Source organism: Pseudomonas sp. D47 (assembly GCF_045447305.1).
GTDB lineage: Bacteria > Pseudomonadota > Gammaproteobacteria > Pseudomonadales > Pseudomonadaceae > Aquipseudomonas.
On sequence record NZ_JBJGXU010000049.1, the window covers coordinates 1 to 19651 of the forward strand.

General features: G+C 55.9%; 23 protein-coding genes and 4 pseudogenes. 11 read left to right on the forward strand and 16 right to left on the reverse strand.

Going from position 1 to position 19651, the window contains the following annotated elements; translation table 11 throughout:
• Positions 1–430: 430 nt before the first annotated feature.
• Positions 431–748 (forward strand): hypothetical protein, encoded by a 318-nt coding sequence (locus ACI77I_RS24185; RefSeq protein ID WP_242156065.1) that lies wholly within the window; start codon positions 431–433, stop codon positions 746–748.
• A gap of 331 nt (positions 749–1079) precedes the next feature.
• Here ACI77I_RS24185 and ACI77I_RS24190 read toward each other — a convergent pair whose 3' ends face one another.
• From ACI77I_RS24190 to ACI77I_RS24200, 3 genes and pseudogenes are all read right to left on the reverse strand, one after another.
• A complete protein-coding gene (locus tag ACI77I_RS24190) occupies positions 1080–1634 on the reverse strand; it encodes a methyl-accepting chemotaxis protein (protein WP_406991109.1) in 555 nt (184 codons plus the stop codon).
• Positions 1614–2360, reverse strand: a pseudogene (locus tag ACI77I_RS24195) (PAS domain-containing protein); the annotation flags it as partial. The gene ACI77I_RS24190 and the pseudogene ACI77I_RS24195, both read right to left, overlap by 21 nt.
• A 694-nt stretch (positions 2361–3054) precedes the next feature.
• Entirely contained in the window at positions 3055–3897 is an 843-nt protein-coding gene (locus ACI77I_RS24200; RefSeq protein ID WP_406998648.1) for an enoyl-CoA hydratase/isomerase family protein, read from the reverse strand.
• A 103-nt stretch (positions 3898–4000) separates the two neighbouring features.
• Between ACI77I_RS24200 and ACI77I_RS24205 the strand changes: the two genes are divergently transcribed.
• Both ACI77I_RS24205 and ACI77I_RS24210 read left to right on the forward strand, forming a co-directional pair.
• Positions 4001–4384 (forward strand): helix-turn-helix domain-containing protein, encoded by a 384-nt coding sequence (locus ACI77I_RS24205; protein ID WP_242149727.1) that lies wholly within the window; start codon positions 4001–4003, stop codon positions 4382–4384.
• Between the two features lie 23 nt (positions 4385–4407).
• Positions 4408–4545, forward strand: a pseudogene (locus ACI77I_RS24210) (transposase domain-containing protein); the annotation flags it as partial.
• Here the strand turns inward: ACI77I_RS24210 and ACI77I_RS24215 are convergent.
• Positions 4527–5018: an AAA family ATPase gene (locus tag ACI77I_RS24215; protein ID WP_406998650.1), complete on the reverse strand. Its 492-nt coding sequence runs from the start codon at positions 5016–5018 to the stop codon at positions 4527–4529. The pseudogene ACI77I_RS24210 and the gene ACI77I_RS24215 sit on opposite strands and share 19 nt — an antisense overlap.
• 291 nt (positions 5019–5309) lie before the next feature.
• On the opposite strand from ACI77I_RS24215, the pseudogene tnpB reads away from it, so the two are divergent.
• A pseudogene (gene tnpB, locus ACI77I_RS24220) lies at positions 5310–5627 on the forward strand (IS66 family insertion sequence element accessory protein TnpB); the annotation flags it as partial.
• Between the two features lie 68 nt (positions 5628–5695).
• On the opposite strand, the gene ACI77I_RS24225 reads toward tnpB, so the two are convergent.
• Positions 5696–6154, reverse strand: a complete 459-nt coding sequence (locus ACI77I_RS24225; RefSeq protein WP_263273090.1) for a helix-turn-helix domain-containing protein — start codon at positions 6152–6154, stop codon at positions 5696–5698.
• 96 nt (positions 6155–6250) lie between these two features.
• On the opposite strand from ACI77I_RS24225, the gene ACI77I_RS24230 reads away from it, so the two are divergent.
• Both ACI77I_RS24230 and ACI77I_RS24235 read left to right on the forward strand, forming a co-directional pair.
• Positions 6251–7216: an aromatic alcohol reductase gene (locus ACI77I_RS24230; RefSeq protein WP_406998652.1), complete on the forward strand. Its 966-nt coding sequence runs from the start codon at positions 6251–6253 to the stop codon at positions 7214–7216.
• Positions 7217–7601: 385 nt separating this feature from the next.
• A complete protein-coding gene (locus ACI77I_RS24235; protein ID WP_242149716.1) occupies positions 7602–7889 on the forward strand; it encodes a helix-turn-helix domain-containing protein in 288 nt (95 codons plus the stop codon).
• An 82-nt stretch (positions 7890–7971) separates the two neighbouring features.
• Here ACI77I_RS24235 and ACI77I_RS24240 read toward each other — a convergent pair whose 3' ends face one another.
• The 3 genes from ACI77I_RS24240 to ACI77I_RS24250 form a co-directional block, all read right to left on the reverse strand.
• Positions 7972–8235 carry a hypothetical protein gene (locus ACI77I_RS24240; RefSeq protein WP_242149713.1) on the reverse strand — a complete coding sequence of 88 codons (264 nt, stop codon included), beginning with the start codon at positions 8233–8235 and terminating at the stop codon, positions 7972–7974.
• Between the two features lie 483 nt (positions 8236–8718).
• Positions 8719–9279: a fasciclin domain-containing protein gene (locus ACI77I_RS24245; RefSeq protein ID WP_242149711.1), complete on the reverse strand. Its 561-nt coding sequence runs from the start codon at positions 9277–9279 to the stop codon at positions 8719–8721.
• Between the two features lie 60 nt (positions 9280–9339).
• On the reverse strand, positions 9340–9669 hold the full coding sequence (locus ACI77I_RS24250; protein ID WP_406998696.1) for a hypothetical protein: 330 nt from the start codon (positions 9667–9669) through the stop codon (positions 9340–9342).
• Here ACI77I_RS24250 and ACI77I_RS24255 point away from each other — a divergent pair.
• A complete protein-coding gene (locus ACI77I_RS24255; RefSeq protein ID WP_263275112.1) occupies positions 9552–10070 on the forward strand; it encodes a GNAT family N-acetyltransferase in 519 nt (172 codons plus the stop codon). The genes ACI77I_RS24250 and ACI77I_RS24255 overlap by 118 nt on opposite strands.
• A gap of 8 nt (positions 10071–10078) precedes the next feature.
• Here the strand turns inward: ACI77I_RS24255 and ACI77I_RS24260 are convergent, their stop codons facing one another.
• The 4 genes from ACI77I_RS24260 to ACI77I_RS24275 are packed head-to-tail and all read right to left on the reverse strand — an operon-like array spanning position 10079 to position 11922.
• Entirely contained in the window at positions 10079–10324 is a 246-nt protein-coding gene (locus ACI77I_RS24260; RefSeq protein WP_242149708.1) for a helix-hairpin-helix domain-containing protein, read from the reverse strand.
• Between the two features lie 49 nt (positions 10325–10373).
• The gene (locus ACI77I_RS24265) at positions 10374–10628 is read right to left on the reverse strand and encodes a hypothetical protein (protein ID WP_242149705.1); all 255 of its coding nucleotides are present in this window, start codon (positions 10626–10628) and stop codon (positions 10374–10376) included.
• Positions 10629–11165, reverse strand: a complete 537-nt coding sequence (locus ACI77I_RS24270) for an N-acetyltransferase family protein (RefSeq protein ID WP_406998654.1) — start codon at positions 11163–11165, stop codon at positions 10629–10631. It abuts the gene before it with no gap.
• 7 nt (positions 11166–11172) lie between these two features.
• Complete coding sequence (locus ACI77I_RS24275; protein ID WP_242149700.1) at positions 11173–11922, reverse strand: SDR family oxidoreductase; 750 nt, start codon at positions 11920–11922, stop codon at positions 11173–11175.
• 110 nt (positions 11923–12032) lie between these two features.
• Between ACI77I_RS24275 and ACI77I_RS24280 the strand changes: the two genes are divergently transcribed.
• From ACI77I_RS24280 to ACI77I_RS24295, 4 genes and pseudogenes are all read left to right on the forward strand, one after another.
• A complete protein-coding gene (locus ACI77I_RS24280; RefSeq protein ID WP_406998656.1) occupies positions 12033–12215 on the forward strand; it encodes an alpha/beta fold hydrolase in 183 nt (60 codons plus the stop codon).
• Positions 12216–12285: 70 nt separating this feature from the next.
• Positions 12286–12894 carry a LysE family translocator gene (locus ACI77I_RS24285; protein WP_242149698.1) on the forward strand — a complete coding sequence of 203 codons (609 nt, stop codon included), beginning with the start codon at positions 12286–12288 and terminating at the stop codon, positions 12892–12894.
• 326 nt (positions 12895–13220) lie between these two features.
• Positions 13221–13316 (forward strand): annotated as a pseudogene (lepB, locus tag ACI77I_RS24290) (signal peptidase I); the annotation flags it as partial.
• A 169-nt stretch (positions 13317–13485) separates the two neighbouring features.
• Positions 13486–14469, forward strand: a complete 984-nt coding sequence (locus tag ACI77I_RS24295; RefSeq protein WP_406998694.1) for a GlxA family transcriptional regulator — start codon at positions 13486–13488, stop codon at positions 14467–14469.
• Here ACI77I_RS24295 and ACI77I_RS24300 read toward each other — a convergent pair.
• From ACI77I_RS24300 to ACI77I_RS24315, 4 genes are all read right to left on the reverse strand, one after another.
• Complete coding sequence (locus ACI77I_RS24300) at positions 14405–16390, reverse strand: avidin/streptavidin family protein (RefSeq protein WP_406998658.1); 1986 nt, start codon at positions 16388–16390, stop codon at positions 14405–14407. The two genes, ACI77I_RS24295 and ACI77I_RS24300, sit on opposite strands and share 65 nt — an antisense overlap.
• Positions 16391–16531: 141 nt before the next feature.
• Entirely contained in the window at positions 16532–17875 is a 1344-nt protein-coding gene (locus ACI77I_RS24305) for an MFS transporter (RefSeq protein ID WP_406998660.1), read from the reverse strand.
• A 20-nt stretch (positions 17876–17895) separates the two neighbouring features.
• Entirely contained in the window at positions 17896–18717 is an 822-nt protein-coding gene (locus ACI77I_RS24310; RefSeq protein WP_406998662.1) for an aspartate/glutamate racemase family protein, read from the reverse strand.
• Between the two features lie 31 nt (positions 18718–18748).
• Complete coding sequence (locus ACI77I_RS24315) at positions 18749–19639, reverse strand: hypothetical protein (RefSeq protein WP_406998664.1); 891 nt, start codon at positions 19637–19639, stop codon at positions 18749–18751.
• Positions 19640–19651 lie beyond the last annotated feature (12 nt).

The following is a 19651-nucleotide window of genomic DNA, read 5'->3' on the forward strand; positions in this document are numbered from 1 at the left end:
GTCAGGTTGATTGTAGGCCGCGATTTCGTCCGCATCGGAGTGTGTCTGCCCTGACTTAATCCGGCATACCGGCTGCCCGGGGAACCTTTCGGCCTATGTTTCAGATCACACTGCGATATGACTGATGCCGGGGAGGGCCAGGCGCTCGGGCCGTTATCGATAGGCTGTCGTGACGTAGGTTGTTCAGACTGGTTCACGGAACGTATGATCAGAACAAGCACCGTTTCGGGCGCTAAGACTTACACCCTTTGAAGGACATGAGCATGGAAAAGCACTTCGGTAATTCAGGCCTTTTCAAGGCTACTTCGTATCACTGCAACAAGCTCCTGAGCGGCGGTGTCGCTAACTGGGAGCTGAAAAATAGTGCGTTGAATACGAAGGAGTTTTTGATATGTCCAAAGAACTACTCGGAGTTTCTGCTCTAGGGTTAATGGTGGTCGGTGAGTTTTGTGCGATTTACAGTGAGGTAGTAACCGCCAAGCTTGCCCACACAGGGAGTGGCTCGTGGGAAGGGTTCGTACTTCCTGTTGCACTTATGTGTTTTGCAGGGCTTTGTCTGCTGGGTGCTTATTGGCTTGGATACGTTGCCGTCGGTGATATCTGGATCGTCACCGTGGTCTCGGTTACCTCTTTGTTGCTTCTGGAGCCCATTGTGGTCTGGTCTCTGTTTCATGAAGCACCAGGGCGAGGCGCACTCATTGGGTTCGTCTTGGGCGCTTTGGGCATGCTTTCCACTGTATTGCTTTAACTCACCCTTCTGGCCCAGCAATCAAATGCTGGGCCAATTCGCGCATCTGGATCAGCTCAATCCGTTAATTCAGCGCACTCAGCTCGGCGCACTATTCGCCCCTTAGCCATTCGCCTTTCCGACATCCGGTGTGGTGCTGACGTGGATTTGTCACCGCCAGCTATAATGGATGGTTTCGTCACGGCGATCATCCACCACGAGAACGCAGGCTATGCCTATCCTGACGCCGTGTTGGCGCAGAGGCGGTCAGCCAGAAACCGCCATATTTCACAGGGCCAGCGCGTCCTCTTGTCGGGTAAAGCCGCAAGTTTGATGCATTGATACAACGGGTTCACAGTTGTTTTGCAAACCGTTCAACCGCACCTAAAACTTCTCGGGCGCCAGATTGAATTTCCAGTATCACGCTTCCTGCTTGTTGAGCCAGCATCAGCCCTTGCTCCGCCTGGGAACGACTGCTACCCATGTTTGCTACGGCTTCATCGACTAGAAGCTGATTTTTTTGCACGACTGCAACGATCTCCTCAGTCGCATTACTCGTTCTTCCTGCAAGTTGCCGTACTTCGTCTGCGACAACCGCAAACCCTCTACCTTGTTCGCCTGCGCGCGCCGCCTCGATTGCCGCGTTCAGTGCTAATAGATTAGTTTGAGCAGCGATTCCACCGATAGTTTGTACCATCGAGCTGATCAGATAAGACTGCTTACCCAAGGCTTCAATGCCTTCCGAAGCAGACGATATTTGGTCGACAATTTTGTTCATCGTGCCGACCGTTTCCTGAACAACTTCTGCTCCCCGATTTGCAGAAATATCAGTTTGCTGTGAAATGTCGTAGGCCGTGCTAGCAGCAGAACTAATCTCTTGTTCGCGCTGAACTTGATCGGTGACCACGGTGGCGAACTTTACAATCTTGTAAAGTTTTCCTCGGGTGTCATAAACAGGGTTGTAGGTAGCTTCAAGCCAAATTTCCCGGCCAGAACTATCTATTCTTTTGAATCGGTTTGCTACGAAATTTCCGTCATTCAGCGTTTTCCAAAACTGCTGGTATTCTGAGGAAGAAGTATAGGCGGGCTCACAAAATAAGCTATGATGCTTCCCCACTAATTGTACAAGTGAATAACCCACTGCATTTAAGAAATTATCGTTCGCGGTGATAATCTTTCCCGACGTGTCGAATTCTATCACTGCGGTAGATCTCAGCAGCGCTTGGATGAATTCGCTATTTTCACGTGACTTGTCTATAGAGTCTGTGGCATCTATTCCATAACAAGCCATATGGGTTGTACGACCACTTTCATCTTTGATTGGGCACCAAGCTGCGTGTATCCAAACCATTCGACCGTCGGCTGTGATGTATCTGTAGTCATCGCTGACTGATCGCCCTTCAGACATCGCACGCATAAAATTTTTATAACAAGAAAGATCTTTGACATACGAGGGTGATAGGGTGCCTAGTGAGGCGCCAATTAATTTAGTTTGTTCGTAACCTACTACTTTCGCGAAATTTTTATTGATGCAGGTAATCGTCAGGTTGCTATCGACAGTCATGGTGACCATTTCAGCACTTACACCGTCTTGTAATGCTTGCTGCCTTTTGACTTCACCCTTTAATTCCATTAGCTCTTTTTTTAAGGTTCTGTTGAACACATAGATGCCCGAGGTAAGGTTGTGTGGGCCCTAAGGCGGAGCCATCGCAGCTAAAATTAAGTTAGCTAGCTAAGCGCTTGGGTGGTTCGATGGTTTTAGCTACTTTTCAATTGTAGTTGACCTCTTGTACACGTGTTAAAGATTTTTGAAACCCATTATTCTGTGTGTCCAACCAAGGCTGTCTTTGTACTGAGTGAGGTTTATCTATTCAGTTGGGTGTTCAGCTTTCAATAAACACTCAAAAGCGTTGTTCCGTTTTGTATTAAGTGCTGCAATAAAGTGCGCATCGCGGATGCGTTGAATGTGCCATGCTCCGCATGGGTACCTATGATGCTCTTACACGCGTTTTCAACTCTGTAGAAGCGTGTGCCATCCGTTCCGTGTTTGATATGTTTTATCAAACTGACTTATTAAGACCTGCGGGCCACGTCAGCGGCTGAAGCGCTTGATCGGATTTCTCGGCCGGACGTCTATTCCACCAAGCTGGCTCAACGTTGATCGAATGCACGCAAGTACTGCTCTGGCACAAGTGCTGGTCAGCGTTTCTCTCGGGCGCTGTGATCGTCAAAGTCGAAATCGGTTTGCAGGGATCTTTGCCCGGCAGCTGCCGAAGGTGTGCGCAGTTGTGGCCCATGGATTATCTCCAGTAAGGCGCCGCCCTCCGTTACCGGTGGTGGCAATTCAGTCCTCGGAGAAGGCTCTCCAGATTTCGCTCCCCTTCTTTAGTCTGCGCGACAGCCTTAAGTCCTCCCCGGATGAGCTTTTCAGCCGCCGGACGTTCGAAGAGTCCCGCCCAGGCATCGTGCTCGCGGCGAAAGCCTTCCCGCAGGTCTGTTCTGGGCACTGCTTTTTTTGCGGCGGCGATTACCCCTTCGGGCAGTGCGGCGATGTTGCGCGCCAGCCGATCAACGAAATCGTCAAGTTGGTCCGCAGGTATCGCTCTGTTGATCCATCCATAACGTTCTGCCGTTATTGCGTCGATGAGATCGGCGCCAAGTATCACTTCAAGAGCTCGGCCGCGCGTCATGCGACTAGGAAGGTATTGAGTCGCTCCACCCCCTGGGGTGATGCCCATCAACGCTTCGCATTGGGCAAGTCCTGCTCGGTCTTCTGCGGCAAATACCATGTCGGCTGCCGAGATGAACTCTGCGCCTCCCCCGCGCGCCAATCCGGCGAGCTTGATAATTGTTACCTGTGGCTGATCTCGCAGCAGCTCGCCGAATGCCTGGAACGGGTTGAGAGCCTCTGGAGACTCATGAACAAAATCGTCAAACGCGTGCGGCTCGTCGATTAATGTCATATCGACATGCGCTATGAAAAACTCTGGGTCCGCACTCTGGAATACCAGCACGCGGCTGTTTGTGTCATCACGAGCGCGAAGGAGAAAGCGCTGTATCTCGCCCATCAAAGATACGTCGAGTACGTTCACTGGCGGATTATTAATTGTGATCGTCGTAACGCCATTAGCGTTGGAAATGTGAAGTTTGCCGACGTCTGTATCTGTCATCTGAGTACTCCTTGGTTAGGTGCGCTAATGATCTGATAGTATTTATTGGATACTTGGAGTCAATTACGCACCTGAAGCATCCTAGGTGTACTGGAGGATACCAATGGAAGATACTGACCCGATCTACCGCGCCGATTGTCCAAGCCGCGTGATACTCGATCAGATAGCAGATAAATGGTCGATGATGGTTCTGGCTGTATTGTGCGAGCCCTGTCGCTTCAATGCCATCAAGCGTCGTCTCGATGGCATCACCCAACGCGTGCTGACCCAGACGCTACGCAAACTGGAGCGCAACGGAATGTTGACGCGTAGAGTTCTGGATGGACGAGTGCTTGGTGTCGAGTATGCCCTGACACCACTGGGTAGCTCGTTGCAGGGGGCATTCTCGGTTCTGTTCGACTGGACAGTCGAGAATATGGACGCCATTCAAGACTGCCGACGTAGCTATGACGCAGCTGAAAAAAAAGAGCGAATTATGAACTGTTAAGTTACCCACTACGTGGCTTGGTTGGGCCTGCGCGGCTCACTGGCCATGATCCGTATGCGTATTTGAAGGAGGTACTGGCGCGGCTGCTGACGCAACGGGCGAGCGAGATCGCCGAGCTGTGGCCGCATAACTGGAAGTCGATTCAGTCTTTAGAAGCATGAACGTTCGCGCTAGCCTGTGCATCAACAACTAAAATTTCGGTGAAACCCTCGCTCAAGCGTGGAGGCTGAAGTGCTTTAAAAACGTTTCTAATGGCATTCTCAGGAACCATCTCATCATCAGGGCGCAATTGATTACGTGCCAAACAGTCTTCCAGCGAAGTAGTGAACCAAGTAGCTACTGCATCTACCCCATGCTTCTTGGCAGCCTGTATGAGCGATTCACGCTCACAGCGCTGAACCAGGATGGCATCAAAGATTACAGCGCCAGGCTCAACTAAACGCGTCGATTTGGCCCAAGTGCTTTTTCCTGCACCCTGAGCGCCTATCAACACATACAGACGAGAAGGTTTGGGAGTCACTAGCAGAGCCTCTGATAGGGCAAGGTGAGCCCTCTGCCAAGCCAGTCTATTTAGCTCAGCATTAATAATGCGGCCATTCTCCGTCTGTAAGAAGTGATCAGGATTGATGTGCATGAAGACGGCCGGCCAGGAAAGGCGTGAATGTAGCATTTGAACGCAGGGGTGGCCGGAAACTGTTTTTAGGCAGGAGTTCGGAAAGGTCGGCCCTGTGCCGTGAAAATTTACGTCTTACACAACAGCATCGAAGGTGTGTTAGCCAGACGCTTACGTTGAAACGACCCAGCACCGAGTCAACATGAAGGAAAAGGTTGCGCACCTACAGGCTTAGCGCATTGTCAGTTTCAGCGTCGTAAGCGTCTGGCCAATACACCTTCCTGATCCAACGCTTGTGCGCGATCGGGCACCGAAACTTCGCTGGCCAGGGTGGTCGCGGTGTTCGGTGCGGCGAGGCCGCACTGTACTTATCTGTTTGCCAACCGCCGCGCCACTCGCATGAAAGTATTGGTGCATGACGGGTTTGGCGTCTGGCTGGCTGCTCGCCGCTTGAACCAAGGCAAGTTTCGTTGGCCAGGGGGGCGTCATGGCTCCGAGATGGAGTTGTTTACCGGATCGCTTCGCAGTGGCAAACGGGCAGCGGCGATCATGAGTCTGATCCAGTCGCTGCCAACGCAGCGCGCCAGTGATATTGATCAACTTCTCCCACATCAATGGATGCAGGCCTGACTTACGCGCTGTAAGTTGGACGGACGCTTAGCGATCTAGTCGTGAGACGTTGCTTGTAACGCTGAAGATTACTCAGGCGCTTCTGGATCTACTGGAATCGACACGGGAATTTGCCACGACGGCTTTTTGCCATCTTGACTGTCGAACATTCGACGCGCTTTGCGGAATTCCTCGGCGTTCTCGACTACCCAAGTCCAGATAGGGGACATACGGATCAACAGTCCCAGGCCCAGCGGCGTCAGCTCATACTCGACCCGGGGCGGAATTTCACCGAACTCCCGCCGAATCAGTAGACCATCGCGCTCCATGGCGCGTAGTGTCTTCGTCAACATTCGCTGAGTTACACCCGCCATCTGCCTTTTAATCTCGGCATGGCGCATCTTACCGTAGACACCTAACGCATGCAGAATGCCCAATGACCAGCGGCTACCTGCGTGAGCGAGGACTTCGCGCCTGACGCCATCATCATCTTCTCTTAGCGTTTGGCAGATAGTTTCTGCCTGCTTAAGAGTTTCATGATCGGTCATTTCTCCCCCTGGTATCACACGTGTGCCTTCTTACGAGCGCTGCCGAATCGTGCAAGCATTCGCTCATCTTACAGGCAATAGGTCTCAGGAGAAATCATGACCAAAGTGACCCAGCTTTCCCCCCAATCAATTCTTGTTCTAGGCGCAGGTGAACTGGGTCTTCCGGTTTTACGCAATCTTGCGCGGGTGGCAAAGCGTACGCCCGGCTCCAAAATCAGCGTCCTGCTCAGGGATTCGACCATCAACACTCAGGTGCCGGAGAAAAAGGTAGAAATCGATGAGCTTCGCAGTCTAGGCATCCAAATGGTCGCCGCAGACCTGGTGAATGACTCAATCGATCAGCTGGCTGAAGTGTTCGCACGGTTTGATACCGTAATAGGCTGTGCAGGCATGGTCGCGGGTCGAGAAACCCCGATGAAGTTGGCTACAGCCGCGCTCAAGTCCGGCGTGAAGCGCTACTTCCCATGGCAGTTTGGCGTCGATTTTGAGGTGATCGGTCGGGGCAGTCCCCAGGATCTATTCGATGCTCAACTCGATGTGCGCGAGTTGCTTCGTGCCCAAGACAAAACTGAATGGGTAATCATCTCGACGGGTATGTTCACCAGCTTTCTTTTCGAGCCTGTATTTGAGGTAGTGGACTTCGAAAACGACACAGTGAACGCCCTGGGCAGTCTTGAGAACAGCGTGACGCTCACGACACCAGACGACATCGGTACGCTGACAGCGGAAATCGTTTTCTTTGAGCCTCGCTTGCGCAATCAAATTGTCTACCTTTCTGGCGACACTGTGACGTATGGGCAGGTTGCGAATATCCTTGAACAGGTTCTGGGACGCCCATTCAAACGTAACGTATGGACTGTTCCGTACCTAATCCAGGAATTGGAGAAAGACCCCACTCATCACATCAAAAAGTACCGCGCTGTGTTCGCACAAGGTAGAGGAGTGGCGTGGCCTAAAGCTGCCACTTTCAACGAGCAACAGTCGATTCAGGTCACCACCGCCGAGCAATGGGCTCGGAAAAACCTTGCAGGCACTTTAACGCACAAGCGCGTAGCTGAATGATCCTGCGCCAGGGAATTACCTGCTGAGAAGCTCATTGGCCTGATAGTGGGTGTTGATGACTAAGACTGAAAAGTGGAGCGCGGGATTCATAGTCCGATGCCACGCCGTTTATTTATCGTACTCGTACGCTCTGCCGAAGTTTGAGGCGCTCTAAAACGACGCGCTGTCGAGATTTTAGAACTCACAGCCTGAATCAAGGTGACTTCACCGAACGCTTACTCAGCGTCGACGGCAATAACGCAGTAACCGCACTGCAGGCTTGGCAGGCGTATGTGAAAGCGTTGAGTCGAGAGCAGGGTTGCCAACGTTCAGTTTGGCTGTGCCGTCTGGAACTAATAATCTGCGGCCTCACTCTTACCTTCACCTAGTTAACCTGAGTAAAAACATGAGCATAGGTGCAAGGCTGAAGAGTGAGAGGCTTCGGCTTGGAATCTCCCAAGCTGAGATCGGGAAGTGGGGGGGTGTCGAAGTGAATGCTCAGGGGCGTTACGAGAACGATATAAGGTTCCCCCGCGCGGATTACTTGGCTGCTGTTGCAAAAGCCGGCGTTGACGTGCTCTTTGTCATCACCGGGCAGCGCACACAGAATGGCAGTACGGACTCCCTGAAGGCGGCTGAGGCACTGGACAGCGCAACTGAGTGCTTGGAAAAAGCCAAAGAACTTATTCACTGAACCCCCTGAGGCGCGCAGTGCTGAGCGAGGCACTCAACGCCCTTAAAGTGCACCTCGCCTGCCGCCTCCGTACGGCGAGGCCTTAGTGAATGGCCGAGGTACGTTGAGTGGGCGCTGGATCAAATTTGGAAACCTCCTGAACCCAGAAGCGCCGATACTTGGTCTGGTCAGGCGGGACGGGCTTATGAAGAGACCAAGAGTGCTCGGCATTCAAGGCGTCTCGATAAGCCTGCCACTCCTTCGCTTCAGCAACATCCGTAGCGCTTTTTTTGTCCTCAAACCAACCTAAAATGTAGACCTCACCTTGATCTCTTCCATGCTCTACCAGTAAGTAAATATCTTTCATAACCTAAATCCACTGCCACATTTCTCAATTTCCCCGACTCGGGGCGCTTCTTTACAGGGTATCGGCCCACGCTTGCACTTGTTGAGACTTATTGCGCCGCCCATGCCCGCGTGGGGATCCGTGCTGGCTGTCCTGACGCTCGAAAACCCTCCACGATCTGCGCCATGCCTGTTTTGTTGCTGATTTTATGAACTACGCTCGTCGTGTCGTTCGTAGTGCGAACATAGCGTTTGGAACGGTCACCATGGATAAGCGCCTTGCAGGTCTATCGTTTCTGCTCACCCTCGGATGGGTCGCCACCGTGGTGTCTGTGATGTGGTATTTCTACGACAGTTAGCCGGCGGGCCGGAGCCGTTCAGCCTGTTTCAGCGTGAAGCGCAGGCACAAGAGTTACCGTGTTATCCGGATTAAAGCCAGGTTTAGTGGTGCTCAACCAAGGTTTGACACCCGGCAAACTCTGGGTTTGCCGGGATTGCAGAGCGTTTAAGGCATCAAGACTGAGTCTACAACGTGGATCACACCGTTGGACTGCATCACGTCGGCGATGCTGATACTTGCCTTACCGCCCTTGGCATCCACCACCCAAAGCTTGCCGTCGTGCAGTTTGATATTCAGCGACTCACCTTGCACGGTTTTCAGCACAACGGTGCCGCCGTTCTTCTTGGCGTCGGCCATCAGTTGTGCCGATGTGTGAGTGCCGGGCACGACGTGGTAGGTCAGGATTTTAGTCAGGTCGGCTTTGTGTTCTGGCTTGACCAGCGTATCGACGGTACCTGCCGGCAACTTGGCAAAGGCTTCGTTGGTTGGCGCGAATACGGTGAAAGGCCCTTTGCTATTGAGCGTATCAACCAACCCGGCAGCCTTGACTGCTGCTACGAGTGTGGTGTGGTCCTTTGAATTGACCGCATTCTCTACGATGGTTTTGCTTGGGTACATCGCTGCGCCTCCGACCATCACTGTGTCGGCGGCAACGCTGAGTGTTGCAGTGACGCTGAGAATCGAGAAACAGGCTGCTGCAGCAAGTTTTTTGTAAAAAGCGTGCATGATGTATCTCCTTGGCTCTTATGCCCTCCGAGTGAGGGTATTGAATCTACGAGCCAACCATCAAAGTGGATGCACGGTTTCATAAAATAATTGTGTGAAGGCGGTTAATGGGTACATCGCTGCAAAGCCTGTACGTTCGTAATGATCACGAAAAATACTCAGCCCGGCTGCGCATTGAGCTTTTTTGCATCTCGCCCTCAGTGCTACAGTCTTGAAAAACCACTGTATTGAAGGAAAAACCGGTGCTGGAGCTCTTTTCGGATCGACTCCATATGCGGCAGTTGTCTTCAACTGACTGGGCGCTTTTTCTACAGCTACATACTGACCCGAAGGTGATTGAGTATGTGTGCGACCACCCTGCGGAACATAGCCTACGAGAGAAGTTTGCATGCAGGCTTCCTGAGTGGACGCCAGATTCCGATCATTGGTTGTGCCTTGTCATCTGCGAGCGACATAGCGGCCAGCCTGTAGGTGTCACCGGCTTAAAGATGACCCGCAATGGGGCTGACGCGCCAGGTGCCGAAGTCGGCTACCTTCTTTTGTCGCAGCAGCACGGCAAGGGATATGGTGTCGAATCACTGAGCAGCGTGATTGCCTATGCAGATGAAAGCTTGAGGCTCACTGCACTCCAGGCCACGGTAACAGCCGGGAATATTGCGTCATGTCGCGTGCTTGAGAAGTGTGGTTTTTCGCTGGAAAGCCGTGTTCCGAATGCAGTGCGAATCAATGATCAGGTATTTGAAGACTTGATATACACGCGTTCTATCGCCGCGAGCGTGGGTCACTCCTAGCCCCAAGTTCAGACGTTTTCTCCCTGAGCCCTCGCAAGTTCTACCGCCGCCGTAATTGCCGCTCGCGCCTGAGGGCTGTTTTTCCAGCACGTCGAACCCAATGCCGCAGACGCTTGCGCGAGGATGTCGCTCACGTGCGCTTTACCAAGTTCTTCCATCGACTCGATACCCATCTGCTCCAGCCGAGCAATGACGGTCGGGCCTACTCCCTTGAGCGCGAGCAAAGCGGTTCTTTCTTCCATTGAAAATGGCATCCGTAAACTCCTTATTTAACCGTGAATACGTGTTCGACCTGATGGGTTTTCATTCGGCCTCATGCCTGATAACACGTTGCTCCTTAACTTCCCCCGCATACCCACCAATCTTCTCCTGCTGAGCCGTCAGCAACGCACAAATCTTCATTAACGCGACTGCCTGCGCAGGCGTTTTAGCGCCTGCCGCCATGGCCGTCAGCTCAACCACCGACCAGCCGATAACCGCCGCCGCATCTTCAAGGTCATAAAACAATTCCTGCTGAGCAGTCCTCGGCCCATCGAGGCCTTGTATCAACTCTTCCATCTACTTCACCGCCTGCCGTTGCTTCAACGCCAATCCCATCACCACCATGCCGATTTCAGCCAGGTCGGTTTTGAATGGGATCTCGCCGATTTGATTGAACCCAAATGCCTCATAAAAGCCTCGGGCATTCAGGTTGGTCTTGAGTACATCCAGCCAAAGCAACGTTTCCCCACGAGATTGCGCCTGCTCACAAATGAACTGCAGAAACTGCTTCCCATACCCGTGACCTGTGGCTGATTTGAGCAGGTAGATTTTTTGCAGCTCCGCCCCCAGCACCCCGGTAATAGGCGTGGGGGTTGACCAGTTAACCTTGGCAAACCCTACCGGTTTACCGCCACTGTCAGCGGCTATAAGCCACACATGCCGCTCGGTCGCTTCAAGCGAATGGCTCAGGGCGCTGGCTGAAAAGTCTTGATCGAGAAAACTCTGCATGCCGGCAGGCGACCAGATGGCGGAAAAGTGCTCGCGATAAGTCTCACAGCCGACCTCACGCAGGCTGTCGATATCGGCTTTTGTCGCTTGGCGTAAGTGGATCATAGGCCGCTCATTTGCCCCCAGTCACATCAAGGAACGTCCCGGTAATAAACGACGCTTCATCGCTCGCCAGCCACAATACCGCCCGTGCCACTTCTTCGGGTTGGCCGCCTCGGCCCATAGGGATGGAGTCCTTGACCCGATCGACCCGGCCCGGCTCGCCGCCGCTGGCGTGCATGTCGGTGTAGATGTGCCCCGGCCGGACGCAGTTGACGCGGATGCCGTCGCGGGCAACTTCTTTGGCGAAGCCGATGGTGAAGGACTCCAGGGCGCCTTTTGAGGCGGCGTAGTCGATGTATTCATGTGGGCTGCCGAGCCGCGCCGCCCCTGAGGACAGGTTGATCACCACGCCACCGCGCCCGTTGTGGCGGTGGGACATGCGCTTGATGGCGTGCTGGGAGCACAGCATCGGGCCGATGGCGTTGACGGCGAAAATACGTTGCATCCGTGCAAAGTCGAGGTCTTCCAGGCGCGATTGCGGCCCCAGTATGGCCGCGTTGTTGACCAGTACATCGAGGCGCCCGAACTCACGGTCGATCGCGGCGAATAACGCGGCGACTTGCTCCGGGTCTGCGCTGTCGGCGCGTATCGCCAGCGCTCGACGCCCGGTGGCTTTCACGTCGTTGGCCACGGCGAGAGCTGCGGCTTCGTCAGACACGAAGCTGATTGCTACATCGTAGCCGCGCTCAGCCGCCAGGCGCGCAGTGGCTGCACCTACGCCGCGACTTCCGCCGGTGATCAGGATGACGGGGGCACTCATGGTGTGATCCTTTGCTGGGGACAGGAATGGGCGGCCTCCGCCGATAAAATGCAGGCTCATGGTAGTCGATTTCCGAGTCGACGCTTGCTTACAGCGGCCATCGATTCCACATGGAGAGTCGCAGGGGGCCGGTCGCCAGCGCGCAAACCTGGCTGGCGGGTATCGCGCATGCGCGCCTGGAAATACTTGAGGGTGTGGGGCACCTGCCGATGGTCGAGGCCACCGCCAGAACCACCGCACACTGTCGCAAATTGCTCGACAAGGCCAAAGTGTATGCCTTGATCTGTCCCTAGCTGTACGGGGCGATGGGCTGCGCAAACCACTACTGTCGCAGGCATACTACCGCCGTTCGGATGCCGTACCATGTTCATGTCTACCAGCCTGCTGTCAGCCTTTGTGCTGTTCGCCTTTGTGTCCTCGATCACGCCTGGCCCCAACAACACCATGTTGCTGGCGTCGGGGGTGAACTTCGGGTTTCGCCGCTCCATGCCCCATGCGTTGGGGATCAGCATGGGGTTCATGCTGCTGGTGATTTCGGTGGGCCTGGGCCTTGGCGAAGTGTTCAAGCTGTTCCCGTGGGCTTACACCGTGTTGCGCTATGTGGGCGCGACGTATTTGTTGTACCTGGCGTGGAAGATCGCGACCGCAGGTGGCATGTCCGACAGCAGTGACGAGCACGGCAAACCCATGACCTTCCTCGGCGCGGCGGCGTTCCAGTGGGTCAACCCCAAGGCGTGGATCATGGCGTTGGGGGCCATCACCACCTACACGCCAGCGGAAGGTTATGTGACCAATGTGTTGGTGATCGCCCTGGTGTTTGCGGTGGTCAACCTGCCCAGCGTGTGTGTATGGGTGGGTTGCGGCACCGGCCTGCGCAACGTGTTGCGCGAGCCGCGCTGGATACGGGTGTTCAACGGGTCGATGGCGGGGTTGTTGGTGCTGTCGCTGTACCCGATGCTCTTTGCCAACTGACAGCGCCGCGCACAGCCGCCCAACAGTGCGGGCTTAAACGGGCGAGATGGTCGCCAGCAAGCCAATACCAATGGTCAGCACCAAAAAGCCGAACAGGAAAAGTGCCATCTTGGTCATAAGACCTCCGAAAGGAAGAGGGCGGCAGGAATCTTCCTGCCGGGAATGGGCCTATTGTCCGCCTCGAACAGTTTTCAATACAGGCGCAGATAGCAAAGAAAAAACCGTATCAGATTGGGCCGTGACGGCTTAACTGCGGGCTCGGGAGGCGGGCGCGTTTATGAAGATCAGCAGTAATTTCGTCCCGGCAGCACGTGCCTTGCGCGATTTTGGCACCGGTGCTGGTGCCGGCCGGCAGCTACTTTATGTTGGGTGATAACCGCGATAACAGCGCAGATTCACGCTATATCGGCTTTGTGCCACGCTAGCTGCTGATCGGCCGCGCGCACCCTGTGCTGGCGGCCGCGCAGATCCTGAATAACTGGATGCCACGTTTTCGTCGATTCTGCGCGCTAATCCTCTAAGATGACGCCCATTGCATCTACAACAAAAGTGGGCTGACCCTCGATGGAAAGACGCCAGTTCAGCGGTGGCATGAAAGGCAAAAACCTGCGCTACCTCAATGAAACCCCCCAGCAGCCTGCAGCGACCACGCGTGTCGGCTTCTTGCTGCTCGAACACTTCTCCCTGCCCGCATTCACCCAGACCCTCGACACCCTCATCACCGCCAACCTGCTGCGCCCCGAATTGTTTGCCACACGTACCTTCGGTTGCTGCGAGGGCGAAGTCATCAGCGACCTGGGCCTGGTGATCCGCCCCGATGCGCGGCTGGAACTGTCGGCGCTGGCGCAACTGGACTTATTGGTGGTCTGCGGTGGCTTTCGCACCGAACTCAAAGCCTGCGATGAGTTGATCCAACTGCTGCGCACCGCCGCCGAACAGGCTGTGGGGCTGGCCGGGCTATGGAATGGCGCCTGGTTCCTTGGGCGCGCCGGCCTATTGCAGGGCTACCGCTGCGCCATCCACCCGGAACATCGCCCCGCACTGGCGGAAGTCGCCAAGGCCGCCCAGGTCACCAGCGAACCCTACGTGATCGACCGTGACCGCCTGACGGCCTCCAGCCCATCAGGCGCCTTTCACATGGCCCTGGACTGGATCAAAACCCTGCATGGCAAGGCGTTGGTCGAAGGCATCGAAGACATCCTGTCGTTCGAAGAGTCGCGCTACCGGCGCATCAAACCCACGGAGAACGTCTGCGTCAGCGCGCCGCTGCGTGAAGTGGTCAAACTGATGGACACCAACCTCGAAGAACCGCTGGAGCTGGACCAACTAGCGGTCTATGCCGGCCGCTCGCGGCGCCAGTTGGAGCGGCTGTTCAAGGAACAACTGGGCACCACACCGCAACGCTATTACATGGAACTGCGCGTCACCGAGGCGCGGCGCTTGTTGCAGCACACCGAGCTGTCGCAAGTGGATGTGCTGGTGGCGTGCGGGTTTGTGTCACCGAGCCATTTCAGTAAGTGCTATAGCGCGTATTTCGGGTATAGGCCGTCGAAGGAAAAGAGACGGGTGAAGTAGCACGGATAAAACGCAACGACGAAAGCTTGGTGGCCAAGTAGGCCTGTGCGGGGGCCACAGGCGAACTTGCCAATACCAGCAGATTTAATGTTTGCCCGGCTAAATCCAAGGTGCCACAGAGTGTCGAAACCTCGCCTGCCTGGGTATTGGTGACGGTCAAGCTCACGGACTGAAACGCCAACTTGCTGGAGACGGCGTTGATATCGGTAAAACCGGACACTTCGACAAAGACGCCGCCCGAGGTTAACCGCCCCTGGACAATGCCAAAGCGATGCTGGGAGTCAGCCTCAACCGTCAATGACAGGAGCGTTTCATCGCTGGCGACCCAGCGCCCGCTTAAATCGTTATCAATCGATATCGATTCGATCGGCGCACAGGGAGTGGCGAGGGAGGGCTGTGCCACTCGACGATAAACCAGCTTGTCGATGTAATTGCCTCGGTTCGCCAAGTCAGGGAACTCACTGGACGCGACCAGCAGGTGCGACAGGGCCAGCACATCGCCTTTGTCACCCGTACTCAGCTGCCCGCTTAATCCTGAGGCCCACTGCCAACTGGGGTCGCTCGTTTCATTGCCAAGGTCGTGCCACTCAATCGCCAATGCCAACGGCTGGTTTTTCAGCCGTGTCGCGCCAGGCCCCAGTAAAGAGCCAGAGATTGCGTAATGGCCCGTTGAGCCGGTTGACGATTGGTACGTGCCGAAGACGTGCTGGCCTGAGACCTCCAGGGTCATCAACGAGCCATAGTCGTTCTGCCAGGTCCCGGCGACTGAGACAGTTTTTTCGGCACTGCGCGGCGGGGCGGCCCTGCCATCAAGCACCGTTCGTTTGCCAGGGATGAAAGGCGTCGAAGACGATTGCGTAATGATCTTGGGGCCATCAGGCCGGTTGAACAGCCAGACGCCCACCGGGGCCAGCGAATAAACAGTGTTAGAGCATTTCACCACTCGGTACTCATACACCGTATAGCAATGCTCCATCACCACCGACCCTACCAGCACCAGGTCGGTGAGACCCAGTGGCGCGAACTGCGGCAGCACCTGATTTTTTTGCGGGCCTTCTTCGATCAGGCAGTTGTAGAGATCGGCGCCCAGGGTGATTTCACCGTCGGCGAACCCCAGTACCACGTTGGGTTGATCGCCCAAGGCCATGCGAGCCAGGGTCTGGCGCATCAACCTGTCGTCGCCCTTGAACCGCGAAGAGCCGGAATCGATAGCGAACTTGAGGTTGGACGCCAGTTGTTCTGAGCCTACCGAATAAGACGTCAGTTCGGCTGACCAGATGTACTCCACCCCAGGCAACGCGGTGTAGACGGACCAAGGCAAAAACACGCATGCGCCTTTGGTTTTCAGCGGGTCAACCGCGCCCATACGGCAGGTGCCGTTGTGCGCATCGGCGTTCCAGTCAAATGTCACAAACGGGTAGGCGGGGTCGAGTTGCCCTTCACGCATCAACGTCTGGAGCACAAATGAATGACGGCCTTCCACATAAGCACTGCTGCAAGGCAGGCCTAGCCCGCCATCCCAGTCCAGTTGCTTGAATTGCTCACCCTCATAGGCTGCGGCCAAAAACAGCTGAGTGTCCAATTGAGCACCAGCAGGCGTGGTCAACAGGTCTGAGGCGGACTCGACCTGCATCGTGCCCCAAGGGCCAAAGCTGTAAGGCCTGCGCAGACAATCGTTAAAGCTTGCGGTGCTGGAGGCATGAACGTCAAAACGCCCGCCCGCGAAATGCACACATTGATCATCCGGGCAGAGCGTCGACGTAACCCAGTTGATATTGGTACCTGTGTCGATAGCGAACTTCAGCGTTTGCGCCGGCGTGCCGAGTTTGAGCGGGCAATACCACGGGGTCGCGCCGTTGTTCTGAAAAGGCCCGCGCTGCATGGGGAAAACCAGGCTGCTTGGCGAGGGTCTGTTAGCCATGGGAACTCCGTTTCCAAGGGGATGGGGGCTGCGACTGATGTCGGGAGCCGTCTAGGGGCAGTATTCAATCCGGGTTTGCTGCCGGCGACTGCCAGCAGCGTGCCTTGGAGTGGGTCGGACTCGACGCTCAAACCACCGGCTTTAGCGCAATGCCTCGCCTTCCGTTTCGGGGATGAAGGCGGCGAGCACCACCGTGACCAGCAAAAACGCGTTAATGAGGGTGGCGGTCAGGTTGAACGAGGAGCCATAGGCGATGAGCGCGCCGATCAGCGACGGCGCCGCCACATTTGCCAGGCGCTGGGCGAAAATGGCCCAGCCATAGCCCAACGTGCGCAGGCTCGTCGGGTACAACTCGCTGACCCACGTGCCCCATACGCCCCAGGCGCCAAGGCTGAAAAACGCCAGGGCGAAGTTGCTCAGGTAGAGCATCTCCAGGCTCTGGGCGTTGGCAAAACCGTAACCGGCGAGTACCGACGCGCTAATGAAACTCACGATGACTTTTTTACGCCCCAGACGACCGGTCAAATAAGACGCCGCCATGTAGCCCGGGATCATGCACAGCGCCGACAGCGCGATAAAACCGTAGCTTTGCGGCAGGCTCAGGCCGCGCTGTTGCAGCAACGTCGGCAGCCACGTTTGCAGGCCCCAGTAACCCCACGAAAACGTGAAGTTGACGGTGATTTGCAGCAGGCTGACCTTGAGCAGCGCAGCACTGAATACATCGCGCTGGCGACCGGAAGTCGTACGATCAACCTGCAGTTCACACGTTTTGGGTATAAGCACCGTGCCCTGACTCAACGTGTAGATCGTGGCTTTGGCGTCTTCCTGACGCCCCACGGACGCCAGCCAATAAGGCGACTCTGGTACCCAGCGCGCGACGGCAATTGCCCACAAGCCGCCCAGCGAACTCAAGACGATAATGGCGCGCCAACCTTGCGGCAGCAGCCACACGGTGGCGCCCAACGCCAGCAACATACCGATCGGCCAACCTGCTGCGAGGTAAACCGTTAACGCACCGCGCTGGCGTACCGGCAGCAGCTCCTGGAAATGCGCAAAGGTCACCACCATCATGCCCACGGCTGCCACGCCGCTGAGCAATCGCAGGGCATACAGGGTGGAATAATCCGGCGCAAACGCACTGGCCAGGGAGATCACCCCGTAGGTGCCAAGGCTCCAGATAATCGCGCGCTTGCGGCCGATGCGTTCGGCCACTTTGCCCCAGGGCAATGCACCCAGCAGCATGCCGATGAACATCGCGCCGATCAGGTGGCCGACGGCAAGTGCATCCAGGGCAAATTCTGCCGCAATCAACGGCGCGGTGTAGACGATGATCATCATCTCCCAGGCTTCAATCGCAAACACCAGAAACAGTACCAGGCAGCACTGCAGGTGCTTGCGTGTCAGGGGCACGTCTCTGAACACATCACCCACGTTGCGGTGCTGTTGTGACCCGCGCGGGTCGGGCGTGGAGGGAGTATCACGCATGGCAGTTATCCTTTTTATGCTCAGGCTTTGACGCGATTGCCTATGGGAGCGGGGCCCTTGAACAAACCGAATCGTTCGATTTCGGCTTCCGGTGGTGGCTCACAACTGCCCACGCGGCTGGGGCGCCAGCCAAACCTGCGCTTCATGCCCGCCATGGCTTCGGCGACTTTGAATGCCGCCACCACGGGGTCGATCACCGGCACGCCGATTTCGCGTTGCACCTCCTCAAAAAAGCCGAACTCGATGGTGCAGCCCAGGATGATGGCCTCGGCGCCATCGTCTTCTACGGCACGCCGGGCTTGCTCGATGATCTTGCGGCGGGTCACCGCGTGGTCGAGCTGGAACTCATCCACGCCCATGCCCAGCGGGCGCATTGACGCCAGTCTGTCGCCGGCACCGTAGCCCTGGACCAGGCTGCGCATCTGCTCGATCCACTTGGTGCGCCCGACAATGATCGAAAAACGATTGGCCAGGTGCGCGGCCACCTGCAGGCTTGCCTGGCAGGGGCCGACGACCAGGGTTTTACCGGAAATTTCGCGTGCATCGGCCAATGCCGGATCGTAAAAACAGCCCAGCACCAAGGCGTCCACGCCCGACTGCGCACAATCGCGGGCGATGCGTACAGTGCGCTCATAAGTGAGTGCCTCGTAGGCGCGGTATTCCAAGTGCGTAGGGCTTGGGGTCAGGTCAAACGACACCACCTCAACTTCGGTAGAGGGTTGTTTGATGCTGTGCAGCAGTTCGGCGATAGGGGCGTCGAAGGTTGGGCAGCCAATCGGGTTCAGCCAGCGCACAATGACCGGCATGTCATGTGGCTCTGGCGTGCTGGTAGTCAAGTCCATACGGTATTCCTCATAGATGATGTGTGTGGCACTAGAAAAATTTCACTATCGCCATGGTCAAGCTATTGGAACGGGGCAGGTTGTCGCTGTTGTAGTAATCGAAGTTGAAGTTGCTCGACAGGTAGAGCCCCTGCTTGCTGAAACCGGTGTAGGTCATCGCCGGGCCGATCTTGCCCTGGCGCGACTCTTTGAAGTCCGAGGCCGTACGGTTGTTGATGTGGTAGGCGTAATGCACACCGAGCCACAAGTCATCGCTTACCAGGTACCCCGCGGCAATGTTTGCAAACCACAGGCTGACACCGCCTTGAAGCCGAGTAGGGTCGCCGTCGCCGAGGTCGGAAGCGTGACGATTGCGCGCGGCGTAATGGATGCCGACCGGCGTGAACGTGGCGGCGAAGCGCCCCACGCGCAAGTAGTTGGCCACGCTGAAGCTGGCACCATAGCGGTTGGCAAACGCGCCATAGCCGCTGCCTTCATCGTTGCCGTTGGGAAACTCCAGCGACAGGGTGGGGTTGACCCAGAACGTGGTGAAATCATCGGCACCAAAGGCGCTGGTGGGCTCTACCACGTTGTAGTAATAGGCCAGGCCGAGGTTGGGCGAGGCGACGCCCCACGAACCATTGCTGCGCGTGCCGTTGGCGCCGGTGTAACCCGCGTCGGCACCCACCCATACTTGCAACTGATCACGTTGCGTGCCGGTAAAGCCGGTTTCGGAGAAGTACGTCAGCACCGTATTACTGCCCGCGCGCACGTCGCCATTTTGCGTGCGGTTGAACACCGGGAACGTTTCCAATGCCCACTTCCCAGGAACGCCCGGCTGGGCGAAACCAATGAACTGATCAGCCTGTGCTACGGAGGTGAATCCCAACATCCAGGCAAGCGCAGGCGCTACCCATAAACGCGATGAGTGTTGCGGTTTCATAGTGGTGCTCTC

What these genes read in the sequence shown, in the direction of transcription:
- ACI77I_RS24315 (WP_406998664.1), bottom strand. Translation starts at nt 19,639, where the DNA reads ATGAAACCGCAACACTCATCGCGTTTATGGGTAGCGCCTGCGCTTGCC.
- ACI77I_RS24235 (WP_242149716.1), top strand. Translation starts at nt 7,602, where the DNA reads ATGAGCATAGGTGCAAGGCTGAAGAGTGAGAGGCTTCGGCTTGGAATC.
- ACI77I_RS24200 (WP_406998648.1), bottom strand. Translation starts at nt 3,897, where the DNA reads ATGACAGATACAGACGTCGGCAAACTTCACATTTCCAACGCTAATGGC.
- ACI77I_RS24285 (WP_242149698.1), top strand. Translation starts at nt 12,286, where the DNA reads ATGTTCATGTCTACCAGCCTGCTGTCAGCCTTTGTGCTGTTCGCCTTT.
- ACI77I_RS24255 (WP_263275112.1), top strand. Translation starts at nt 9,552, where the DNA reads ATGCGGCAGTTGTCTTCAACTGACTGGGCGCTTTTTCTACAGCTACAT.
- ACI77I_RS24240 (WP_242149713.1), bottom strand. Translation starts at nt 8,235, where the DNA reads ATGAAAGATATTTACTTACTGGTAGAGCATGGAAGAGATCAAGGTGAG.
- ACI77I_RS24280 (WP_406998656.1), top strand. Translation starts at nt 12,033, where the DNA reads ATGGAGAGTCGCAGGGGGCCGGTCGCCAGCGCGCAAACCTGGCTGGCG.
- ACI77I_RS24270 (WP_406998654.1), bottom strand. Translation starts at nt 11,165, where the DNA reads ATGATCCACTTACGCCAAGCGACAAAAGCCGATATCGACAGCCTGCGT.
- ACI77I_RS24310 (WP_406998662.1), bottom strand. Translation starts at nt 18,717, where the DNA reads ATGGACTTGACTACCAGCACGCCAGAGCCACATGACATGCCGGTCATT.
- ACI77I_RS24230 (WP_406998652.1), top strand. Translation starts at nt 6,251, where the DNA reads ATGACCAAAGTGACCCAGCTTTCCCCCCAATCAATTCTTGTTCTAGGC.
- ACI77I_RS24250 (WP_406998696.1), bottom strand. Translation starts at nt 9,669, where the DNA reads ATGCAAACTTCTCTCGTAGGCTATGTTCCGCAGGGTGGTCGCACACAT.
- ACI77I_RS24205 (WP_242149727.1), top strand. Translation starts at nt 4,001, where the DNA reads ATGGAAGATACTGACCCGATCTACCGCGCCGATTGTCCAAGCCGCGTG.
- ACI77I_RS24215 (WP_406998650.1), bottom strand. Translation starts at nt 5,018, where the DNA reads ATGCACATCAATCCTGATCACTTCTTACAGACGGAGAATGGCCGCATT.
- ACI77I_RS24300 (WP_406998658.1), bottom strand. Translation starts at nt 16,390, where the DNA reads ATGGCTAACAGACCCTCGCCAAGCAGCCTGGTTTTCCCCATGCAGCGC.
- ACI77I_RS24295 (WP_406998694.1), top strand. Translation starts at nt 13,486, where the DNA reads ATGAAAGGCAAAAACCTGCGCTACCTCAATGAAACCCCCCAGCAGCCT.
- ACI77I_RS24260 (WP_242149708.1), bottom strand. Translation starts at nt 10,324, where the DNA reads ATGCCATTTTCAATGGAAGAAAGAACCGCTTTGCTCGCGCTCAAGGGA.
- ACI77I_RS24245 (WP_242149711.1), bottom strand. Translation starts at nt 9,279, where the DNA reads ATGCACGCTTTTTACAAAAAACTTGCTGCAGCAGCCTGTTTCTCGATT.
- ACI77I_RS24185 (WP_242156065.1), top strand. Translation starts at nt 431, where the DNA reads ATGGTGGTCGGTGAGTTTTGTGCGATTTACAGTGAGGTAGTAACCGCC.
- ACI77I_RS24225 (WP_263273090.1), bottom strand. Translation starts at nt 6,154, where the DNA reads ATGACCGATCATGAAACTCTTAAGCAGGCAGAAACTATCTGCCAAACG.
- ACI77I_RS24305 (WP_406998660.1), bottom strand. Translation starts at nt 17,875, where the DNA reads ATGCGTGATACTCCCTCCACGCCCGACCCGCGCGGGTCACAACAGCAC.
- ACI77I_RS24265 (WP_242149705.1), bottom strand. Translation starts at nt 10,628, where the DNA reads ATGGAAGAGTTGATACAAGGCCTCGATGGGCCGAGGACTGCTCAGCAG.
- ACI77I_RS24275 (WP_242149700.1), bottom strand. Translation starts at nt 11,922, where the DNA reads ATGAGTGCCCCCGTCATCCTGATCACCGGCGGAAGTCGCGGCGTAGGT.